This is a genomic window from Caldisericum sp. (assembly GCA_022759145.1).
Taxonomy (GTDB): Bacteria; Caldisericota; Caldisericia; order Caldisericales; family Caldisericaceae; genus Caldisericum.
On sequence record JAEMPV010000127.1, the window covers coordinates 1 to 11,151 of the forward strand.

The 11,151-nt window shown below is 34.7% G+C and carries 7 protein-coding genes; all 7 read right to left on the reverse strand.

Translation table 11 applies throughout. The features are described 5' to 3' along the window. Positions 1 to 289, reverse strand: a 289-nt coding sequence (locus tag JHC30_07180) for a hypothetical protein (protein MCI4463930.1), incomplete at its 3' end; no start/stop codon positions are given. Between the two features lie 75 nt (positions 290 to 364). Next, the gene (locus tag JHC30_07185; protein ID MCI4463931.1) at positions 365 to 1,783 is read right to left on the reverse strand and encodes a PEGA domain-containing protein; all 1,419 of its coding nucleotides are present in this window, start codon (positions 1,781 to 1,783) and stop codon (positions 365 to 367) included. A 9-nt stretch (positions 1,784 to 1,792) separates the two neighbouring features. Then, the gene (locus JHC30_07190; protein MCI4463932.1) at positions 1,793 to 3,805 is read right to left on the reverse strand and encodes a hypothetical protein; all 2,013 of its coding nucleotides are present in this window, start codon (positions 3,803 to 3,805) and stop codon (positions 1,793 to 1,795) included. Positions 3,806 to 3,814: 9 nt separating this feature from the next. After that, entirely contained in the window at positions 3,815 to 4,969 is a 1,155-nt protein-coding gene (locus tag JHC30_07195; protein MCI4463933.1) for a hypothetical protein, read from the reverse strand. Positions 4,970 to 4,971: 2 nt separating this feature from the next. Beyond that, the gene (locus JHC30_07200; protein ID MCI4463934.1) at positions 4,972 to 6,957 is read right to left on the reverse strand and encodes a hypothetical protein; all 1,986 of its coding nucleotides are present in this window, start codon (positions 6,955 to 6,957) and stop codon (positions 4,972 to 4,974) included. Between the two features lie 13 nt (positions 6,958 to 6,970). Further along, the gene (locus JHC30_07205) at positions 6,971 to 9,196 is read right to left on the reverse strand and encodes a hypothetical protein (GenBank protein MCI4463935.1); all 2,226 of its coding nucleotides are present in this window, start codon (positions 9,194 to 9,196) and stop codon (positions 6,971 to 6,973) included. A 9-nt stretch (positions 9,197 to 9,205) separates the two neighbouring features. Further along, a partial coding sequence (locus tag JHC30_07210; GenBank protein ID MCI4463936.1) for a hypothetical protein occupies positions 9,206 to 11,151 on the reverse strand: 1,946 nt, incomplete at its 5' end.

Consider the following 11,151-nt stretch of genomic DNA (forward strand, 5'->3'; position numbering starts at 1 on the left):
GTAATAAATTCCAGCTTAAGCCACCATCATCTGACTTAAACAGCCCAAAACCTGTTAAAACATAGATTATATTAGGGTTTGTCTTATCGGTAAGTATGCTTATGATAGAAGACAAGTAATTTGGATTTTTATATTTATTTGCAATTTGTGTAAAAGGTTTTACTTCTTCGAAATGAAAGTCCGGGATAGACTCATTCTCGACTTTTTTATTGTTTGAACTGCAGGATGTAAAGATTAACGAAATAATTATAAAAGTTATTGTGAAGATCTTTTGAAGATTTTTTAGCATACTCTTCCCTCTCATGGAATCACCTCGAACAATCCAACGCTATCAACCCCAACATATATTTTGCCCATTTTCTCTCTATGGCGCCTTTCCAATAAGCGTGTATATTGTTATTTCGTTGCCGTTTTCCTTTATAGTAATATCAGGATAATTTTCCGGAAAATCCATAATCTGTCCTATTTTCACATATTCTTTACCATCTACTGTAGTTATTGAAGGCATTTCGTATGAAGGTATGGAATAAGCAACCATATCTTTTGGAAGATACAGGCTTCCGTTTATATTTTCTGCATATTTCCTGCTTATTGTTTTTCTTCTTACAGCGCTTGCAATTATATCACCATATATCATAAATCCAGCCACTTTATTATTTATAATTGTATCATCGCTACAGCAGAAAGGATCAGCACTTGCGCTGTTTGGTTTCATTAGAATATCAAATGTTGCAACTCCATTATTATCTGTTTTTAATCCGTATGCACCTATATCTGTATTACGCATAATAACTCCATTTGCATCTGTTATAAGAAGTTTAACTATAGTTTCGTCGTTCTCAAATGCAATAATCGCTCTGTCTGCATATGGTACCTGTAAATACGGGAATAGTTCTTTTAATTTTATAACACTGGAAATAATTTTCGGTTTATAATCTACGACAAAACTTTCACCAAGAATTTGGTCTTCTCCTTCTGTTTCCTTAATACTATACACACCTTGCTCGTCGAAGGTAACTAACTTCTCAAAACGATTTGTGCAATCGTCACAATTGCCCTTTACCGTATCAACTTTCATTTTTTTGCCACTTGGAAATACAATATAGAATGATTTTATCGTCTTATTGGTGTGCCCTTTCAATAAAATTGTTTGATTAACATAGATATCTGAATATGTAAATATGGAATATGAACAACATCTCATAATAGGTGGTCCAATAAACTGCACTGAATAAAAGAGTTGTCCGTTTGGTATTTGCAGATTTTCTTTCTTAAAATTATTTTCAGTAAGGACGATGTCATCTTTTATATCAAAAGTTCCAATGAGAGAATAGTCTCTATTTTCTCCTCCGACGAGTTGTATCTCGTGCATGCCTTTCTTAATAGTGAGTGGTTGATTTGTCATTTTCCATGTTAAGTGTTTGTCTACAACAATTAGAAGCGAACCGTTTGTTTTTATGATCACATTCGCAAAATCAGTGTCTTTTTCCAGGATAAACGAAAGTTTTACGGATTTGTTTGAATCATCAATATCTACATCTTTATTCAAATCTTTGTATCCGTACTTTGTTATTGTTATTCTATGTTTTCCATATGGAATTGTAAGATTGCTTAAAGGCGTTGAGCCCATACTTTTGCCATCTATACTCACATCTGCACCTTCTGGAGTAGTTTCAATCCAAAGCGTTCCAAATTCATTTACAACATTTTCTGACTTTTTGTTGCACCCAGAAGCACTTAATGTAAACAAAACAGCCAGCAATACAATCAAAAATCGCTTCATACCCACCTCCTAAAAGCCATTATCCTTCAAATCCACAAAAATGATTGAGTTATTACCCGAATAAGTATTTCTTACATAATAAAGTTTAGACTCATAAAGAGATATAGATTTAGCATAGGCATTCGCAATTACGGACAACTTGTTTGTATCTCTGTTTAACACAAAAATATTTCCAGTAGAGTCAATCGACACTATGTAATCATTTGATGCTTTAATATCAATATAGGGATAACTGTATTCAATATCCTTTAATATATCGAAATGATCATAGGCAAATAAAGGCGATATGAGTGTTTTTCCGAAAAGGCTAAAAATAATATTATTATCTTCTGTACAGGTGAGGTTTGTAAGTTGGGGGAAATCTAATTTTTCTAACGATATAATTGTCGGCTCTCTGAGAGTTTTCATCCACAACAAATGCTCAATTTTATTAGAATTGTTTTCTTTTATAGTTTCAGTTATAAAAGACAAAATAAAATCCTTTGTTTTGCAAATTTGCGATATGGATCCTGTCCCTTGCGGATAATTTTTCTTTTCGGGCGGCTTATATAAGAGTATGTTATTTATTTTTTGAATGCCGTCGTATACTACAGTTGTGTTCCTGTTTTTGAGATTTGCTTCTAAAATTTTATCGCCTAAACTTTCTCTTTTGATTGTATAAATTGAGTCTCCACTAAGTATTAGTGAATCACTGGTTTCAAAATCTAAGGTTATACTTTTTTGTGTTTTCCTTTCTATTGCCTTTACATATGCAGGGGTTCCTGTCATTGAGTAAATGTCTGATTTCCCCGTAAGAAATGCAATCCAGTCGTCATTCATCTGAATTGAACTTATAACATTTCCTTTACTTTCTTCATATGTATATTCAATTTTCCCTTTGTTCGTATCATATACTGTGATGTGCCTTTGGTCGAAATTGTCCTCTCCTGAAATAAATGCAATTTCGTCTCTATAGGCATATATTTCGCTTATAAAATTGAAGTTTCCTTTTATCTCTTTTGACTTAACTTTTGATGCTTCTACAACATTCGGGCTTGTAAATAGCCTGGTAAGATTTTTTGGAGGGTCTCTTTTGATTTTATTTGAATAAATATCGTTATACGCAAATTCTTTTCCGTCCCACGGATACGCAAAAACATCAAACTCAACAAACCTTCCGACATCGTCCTTTGTAACTTCATACTCGTATATGAATGGATATGTCTTGTAATCAAAATCGAAAGTAACCTTGCGATGCGGGTAAATATTATGATCCTCAATATCCTCAAGAGTTACGCTTCTTCTAAAATATTGCGGCTGTATAACACCATAAATATTTTTAAATGGTGCAACCTTAAGACGCCCTTTGTCAAATATACATACCGTATAATAATTTGTAAATTTGTCTCCTGTTTGCATGTTGACAATCGCTTCTTTAGTTCCATCCATTGTAAGTTCTGCCGTTTCTTCCACATACGGCAAACCATACTTTCCTATGTCCTTCATTTCAGGGAAGGCGTCTTCGAGGATTTTTAAAAGTGCTTTTCCATCATAAAATGCATATTCATTGTGCCATATTTTGTCAATGACTAAGGAGTATTGCTCTTCAGGGTCTTTTCTTTTAAGAAGCATAACGACAGGTTCTTTTTTTATCAGGTGATTGTTTGTCTTATTAACCCACAGGATTTTTCCTTTTAATTTTATCGTAGATGTATCAATTTTCTCGAGGGAAGAAATTTCTATTTTTGAGGGAGAATAAGTGGAATTAATCAATGCAACTAAATCTTTTGGATCATCCATCCATTCGATGAGTAATCTTTGGGTGAGAAGCAGACCAAATTTTTCCCTAATTGTTTTAGAATCTATTGATATAGAGCCATTTTTGGATAGTTCCTGTAATTCTTCGCCAAACGACGTTGCAACTGAAAATGCTCTTTGCTTTTCTGCAGAACTCACACCACGAAATCTAAAGAAGTTAAATCCAACAAAAATTGCGATTACCACAAAAACTACCACAATCGCAATAATTAACTTTCGCTTCATACCAGCCTCCTAAAAACTATTCTCCTTCAGATTAAGGTAAATAATAGAGTCTCTAAAGATACCCGCTTCTTCGCTTAGTTTTACAAAGCAAAGCTCATCTCCGTAGATCGAAATGTCTGAAACAATACAATTGAGTTCTATAATACTTCTTTTATTAGTTTTCCTGTTGAGAATGTGGATTTTTGAATAAGAACCTACCGGTTTATTTGTTACCCTGTCCATTGTTGTCCCAACTTCTACTGCTACAAAGTAGTCTTTAGAACAGCAATCGATTTGACGAAGGTTTTTAAATGCAGTAGCGTTTCTATCAAGATTAGAAATATGAGCGTACACTTCTTTTAGGTTATCAATGCTATAAATGATGGTATCGTCATCTTTACATCCTTTGAAATATTCAGCGTTCTGAATAAAATGCGAGTTTATCCTCGTTAGAACACCGTTTTTGTAGACATAAAAACTTCTTCCTTTTCCCTCTTGTCCTGCCTGTGGCCATGTTAAAAAGGCAACACCATCTTTAATTTCCTCAAAAGAAAAGACACCCTCTTTTTCTGCTACGCCATCAAAAATTGTTTCCATACTTTTAGTCTTTAGATTTATTTTTATAACTCTATCGCCAAGACTCACGGACATTACAGTAGAATCTTTAAATGTTCCTCTTTTTTCATAAACGGCCATTACAACAAATGCATCGTCTTTCAGTAATCCAGTCTCTCTTACAATAACATAATTTCCAAGGAAGTCTTTTGGAACCAAATATTCGATTTTATTAGTCTCCCTATTGATAGCAATGCATTCATAAGGTTGACTGTCAGGCATTATATGAAGAATCCAGTTATCGTCTATATTAATGAAAGAATAATCAAGAAACTCGTCTGTAATCTTCATTGTGTCTATTTTACCTGTTTCCACATTATAAATACCGATGTAATTCCTTCTAGCTTTGGTATTTGTCCTTGTATCTTTATCGAAGGTAAAGGCGACAGTTCCTTTGTATGGAATAGCTTCTAAAACTAAGTCGAAATCATCTTTTATCTCCTTAAATTTTAGCGATGAGAGATCTACTGTCGGAACAGTTTCAAACCTCATACAAGAAAGGGACGCTAAAATGATACCCCCTATAGCAATAATCCCAATTACAACCCACAATAAAATCTTTTTGCTCATATTTACTTCTTTAAGTCGTCGGGAGAATCATCGGGAGATTTCTTCATTCTATTTATTTTTAAAATCGCAAAGATAAGGGATATGAGAAGTAAAACAATAGCAATCGAAAGGATAATTACAGTATAATTTTTGCTTTGAGTGGAGTTATTTTGGGTAGAGGATACCGAACTGAATTCGATTTTTGGCATTTTGAGTGCGTCATTAAGAAAGTCCCTATTGTAATCAAGAATGACTAAAGATGGGTCAATAAACATTCCCTCAAAATTAGTATCGGAAACTTTGCTTTTATAAGTTTGTAGAGTTTTTGATTCATCCTCCACTTTTTTCAGGGCATCCTGTATTTTTTGCGTGCAATCAAGAGAAGTTTTAACAGGGACAATATGCCCATTCTCAACGGTGAGATTGTTTAAGATGTCCTCAAAGTAAATGTTAATGAATTTATAGGCGAAGTTATCACCTTCTCTGTTACTCGTCTCTTTTATACTCCCTATTGCTAATTTTCTTGCGTTATCAAAATTACTCAAACCATTTTGAGAAGAGAAATCTACGCTCACTGTATAGGCATAGGGTGAGGTTTTTTCAAAATAGGGTTTTATATTGTCGCTTGCTACTTCAATGCCATTATTGTAGGGATTTCTTAATGCATTTTGCATAGAAAAAGGAAGGATATATGAAATGTAAATTTTCGCTCCTTCTATTTTAACCTGCGGAATAAAACATTCCATAAAGAAAGGTGCACCAGTGTCAAGTTTTTGAGCAGCCATCATCCCTGCAAAAGAAGAATAAGGCACTGAGATATAATCATTCTTATCGAAATACTTATCTGTTAATTGTAGGAGTTTGTGCAAAAAAGAGAGTGCTTGAATTGAGTTATATTCTTCAAGCGATGCAAGTACTTTATATTCTAAGATGTACGCAATCATCTTTCCTTCGATTTTATTATGAGGAGTATCCACATCACCCTCAAAAAGAGAAAGAATACTATCGATTGTCACATTTCTGTCTTCACCTATATTGAATACATCAAGCCCTAATTCAAACTGTGAAAAATTATCAGTTCTTGCTCTTTCAATTGCCTCAAGAATTTTGTATTCAGGGCTACCTTCTTTTTGCAACCCCTTTGCCATCTTCACAACGCTTAACACATAATTTTCGAATGCATCATCTACATAGCCTCCAACAAATCCTCCATCTCTTAAAGATTCATATGGCATAAATGGATTTTGAGGAAGAAGGGATAGAGCATAATTAAACCAATCACCTGCAGAATGTGTTTTCTCTGCTTTGTCTTTTAGTGGCTTAATTTTATTGAAGAAGTCTTCAGGAATAAACTCTATTTCGATATCCTCTTTAGGTTCAAAGTTTGTAAGGTGATAGATTGCTTCATTTCCCTGTATCGTATAGCCCTGTGGTTTTAAATTCAAAAGATACGGATATGCTGGAGTTATCGGAAACTTTATATCGATATATAGAGTGCCTATAGGACCTTTCCACAACGCCCCCGTATTGAGGATATATGAGAAGTATCCACCCAGAGGAACTGCCCTGTAGGATACCTCGACAGTTTTTGTCTCTCCCTTATTGAATGATGTATCGAAGTATACCCACGGGTCATAATTGCTTGTCTCGGTTGTTATGTAATTTGTTTCCACGGATTTCCCATCAATTTTTACATTAATATCTTTTGGAAAAATCACATTGCCTTTATCTCTGCTGATGCCAAAAGGAAACCCCATTTTAAGAGAAATCTTATCGCCTTCGTTTATGAATACAAATTTTGCATCCACATATACATCATCAGAACTTTTTAATTCAATAAATAGATTTTCTTTTTCGAGTCTTATGTTGTTCTCCTCATACGGCGTAATGTTTACTCCAAATAAGTGAACAGGCCCAGCATCTGCATTAACAGGTGCTCTACCAACTGGTAATGAAAAAGTGGTAAAGAAGAATACCACCAAAGCACTTAAAACTGCTAATTTTTTCATTTTTAACCTCCTCCTAAAAACCATTCTCCTTCAGATTAAGGTAAATTATTGAATCGGGCGTGTTGTCTTCCTTATGGTTTGCAAAGTATAATATATCGCCATCAACTCTTACTTCTGTTGCATAAACGCCTTTAATAATTTTTGTCTTGTATGTTTTCAAGTTATATACAGCAATAATCTTTAGGGAAGATGTGTAAGATTTCCCATTGGAGTAAGTATCGGTAACATTTTTATCGTCATTGTATAGTGAAACAATGTAGTCATCCGAAGCAACCGTATCCGTAAGATACGGATTGATATATGTTGAGTAAGGAAGAAAATTGACTTTCATTTTTTCTCCATCTAACGATTCAAAAGGTGCTTTTGCAATCTTTCCTCTATACTCAAAGATAATATTTTTGTCTTGAGCAATGATAAAATGGTTTCTTACAATTGAACCAAAAAACATATAATTGTTAAATGGGCTTACGAAGGCTGAGAATGAATTTCCAAACTTAACCCCTTGCGGTTGCTTTTTATTATTGTTTACATCGGAAGTTACGGCAATACAATCGTTTGTGCTTTGAAAATTTGTTATCACGGTATAATTAGACGAATTGTATGTCTCATTTTTAAAAGAATTTAGACCGATTTTGGAGGAAGTAACTGAGTAATCTATCCCTGCTCCTTTTGAATTAAATGGATTATCTGAGGAACCATTCGGTAGGTATATGTTGGCAACACTTTCTCCTTCTTTTTCACCTAAAATAAATATTTGTTCCGGAGTGCCTTTCATTTCGTAATAATCAATCCATACAAAAGCATTGTCTCCAACAAGCGCTATATCTTTAACACTCACATACTTTCCATAAAATTCGGTAGTTACAACTGGTTTTATCTCGTTTGTTTTTCTGTTGATGGCGAAGCACTCAGTCTGTGCACCAAAACCATTTTCAACGACTCTAAAAAGAATCCAGTTATCGTTCATTTTGATTTTGTCGATATTTGCCCAACTTTTATTTAAGGTTGCCGAGTTTGTAAACTTACCTTTATTTATGTCGAAAACTTCTATGTGGTTAATTGTGCCTGAGGCTTCGTTAATACGATTTTTGTCTTTTCCAGAGGAGAATGCAATCTCATTTCCATTTATTGCAATAGCGGAAATTGCAGGAAAGTCTGCTTTTATCTCCTTAAATTTTAGCGATGAGAGGCTTACTATTTCAGGTGCATATTTTTCTTCCAATTCTTTTTTAAATTTCTCCGAAAGGGTTTCGCTATATTCGAAAATATGTGTTTCGTTGTTCCATAGGTACGCTTCTATCTCGAAACCGCTTACTTTTCCTGAATCATCTCTATTGACAATTGACTGATACACGACAAGGTTTGAATTTTCTTCATCAAGATTCAGTCTTGCCTCGTGTTTAACAGAAGCGCCTTCCTCAAAAAATAGCGGTCTGATATGTCCATCCTTATCCTTAAAATTTACAACCTCGAGTTTTCCATTCTTATCAATGCAAATTGTGTAGTATTCTGTATATGCACCACCTGTGCCCATATCTACAACTGCACCTTCTATGGGATTTGTTCCTGCTGTAAAATAGACTTCTCTTTCAGCACATGGATCGTATCTTTCCCCAATATAATACATTCCTTTGAATGCATCTTTCAGGGTTTTAGTAAGCAATTTTCCATCGTAAAAAGCAAACTTATTGATATATACTTTGTCAATAAGCCATTTGTGTGAATGGCAGTCTTGCTTTACGATCAATACGATAGGAACCTTTTTATCTATTTCATTTGCATTGCTTTTAGCAAAAGTTAAATAGCCTTTAACTTTTGCTGTAGCCTCCTCATTTTCATCTTGCCCAAAACCGATTGTTACTCCTAAATTTTTTTGTTGGACGTTATTTTTCTGTGAAATATCAATCCTTTCAATTGAAAGTATTTCAATTCTATCAGGCAAAGAACTTGCCCCTATCCTACCCAGCGCCTTTTCAGGATTAAATATCCACTCTGAAAGCAAGCCGGGTGTTAAAAATGGTGTGTAGTATGTATTAATACTTTTTGCAATTTCTTCCTCAGGTGCTACCTTATCCACCTTTACAAGCGCCTTTCCGAAGTTCTCAACAACGCTTGCAATTTCCTCCTTATCATACTTTGATAGTCCATTTTTTAACCGTTGGGCCAAAATAAAGCCACCTGCAATAAGTCCTATAGCAATAACTCCCACTACAACCCACAATAAAACTTTTTTACTCATACCCGCCTCTTAATACATCAGCATATCGCACATTCTGTATATTACAATGCCGTCGTTTGTTTCCTTTATGCGTAGTTGCTCGCCTTTAACATCCTTTACCTCGATATAAAATTTTTTGTTTATTATTTTCCAATTTGGACCACCTGCAAGGAATGTTTTACCGTCGAGAGGCAAAATTGTTCCATCCTCATTTTCTACAAATGGTATCCCATCGATTAATATGTATAGCCTTCCATCTGCACCAATGTTTACAAATACATCTCCTTTCACAGGAAAATCGAGTGATGTAAATGTCTTCCCTCCATCGTTAGACACATATACATTATTAGATGATACGGTGCAAATTTTATAGGTATCCTTAAATGGTTTTATATCAACATTTTTTCTTCCTACGGCATCATAAGTGCAATGACAAAACGGTTTCCAGGTCTCTCCTTCATCGTAAGATGCAATGAGTTCTTCGCCCCGAATTGCTGCAAATACTTCCTTCGGTTTTTGAGGATCGGCAAAAGAAAAATAGTTAACATATTGAAGGTTTTCGTTATCGTTTTTCTTTACAATCTTCCAGGTTTTTCCGCCGTCAGAAGATTTTACAATACCCATTACACCTACAAGCAGTACAATATTGGAGTTAGCCGGGTTTATGGCGATCGATGTTATTTGACCCAGGTCTGTGTATAAAAGCGAAAAGTCTTTTCCTCCATTGTCTGATACATACAATCCCCTCTGTGTTACAAGATAAACTTTTTGCGGGTTATCCTGGTCGATAAATAAATTCGAAACAAAGTAATGTGAAAAATTGACATTTTCAATTTTAGTAAATTCAAAGTGCTGCCCAAAGTCCTCAGACCTAAGAATATATCCTGTTTTATCTTTTAGAACATATCCGAAAACTTCATTAGGATTTTTGGAATTTAATGCAATTGCATCAAGAGTTTCGCTCATTTTCTCAAAGTGTTTGCCTCCATCTTTTGAAACAAATCCTTTTGTGTAGATAACGGATGGGTCTTCTGGATGAGGAAGGATGATGTCGTTATCTATACCTGTTCCTCTGTAAATTTCATTTAGCCTCATATTAAGTGCATCAAGTTGAACATAAGTGCTATTGCCATCGCTTACAACGGGAAGTTGATCTACAAAATTAGGATATAGTTCTTGTGATTTACTTTGAGGTGTATAGGAAATGAGTTTTCCATCTTTCGAGTATTTTGCATAATCATATCCCCATACATATATATCCCCGTAAATCATTAACCCACCATAGAATTGCACTTCCTGTCCATTTACATAGGTTTTGTAAGAATGTGTATCTACCCTTTCAACTTTTACCTTGAAAGTCACAATACCATTTTTGTCGGTTTTTAATCCGTAAACACCAAGAGAGGCATTTGGAATTGGTTTTCCATCTGCGTTAGTTATAAGGACTTTTGCCTCAACTTCACCACCAACAGGCACTGCAATTGCATTTTTAAATTGGTCTTTGCAATGGGTCAAAAACATATCTGTGAGTTTTGGAGTTGGAGGAAGAAGTGTAGGCTTGTAATCAACCTCAAATCCGTATTTTGTTTCTCCATTTGCAACAATCTTGTAACTACCCAATTCATCAAAAGTAACAACCTTCGAAAATTTTCTAACTTTATCTGAAACTTTTTCCGTATCAAAATGAACCTTTTTACCACTTGGAAATACTATATCGAACTCATCAAGGACAGTTACACCTTCTACTGTAAGTGTTTCGCCATAAAAAATATTGGAATATGCAGGGACACCTCTTATGCAAGAGTCAAAGTTAGGACCTGAATGAAACATAATTGGACCACCGGTAGGACCATACTCCATCATCTCAATCTCTTCCTCCGGGACTTTTCTAAGGTTTGCTGAGATAACCTTCGTATCCTCTTCTATGTCTATGTTATCGAGCGTCTTATCTTCGTATCCATCCATGGAAAATTGAA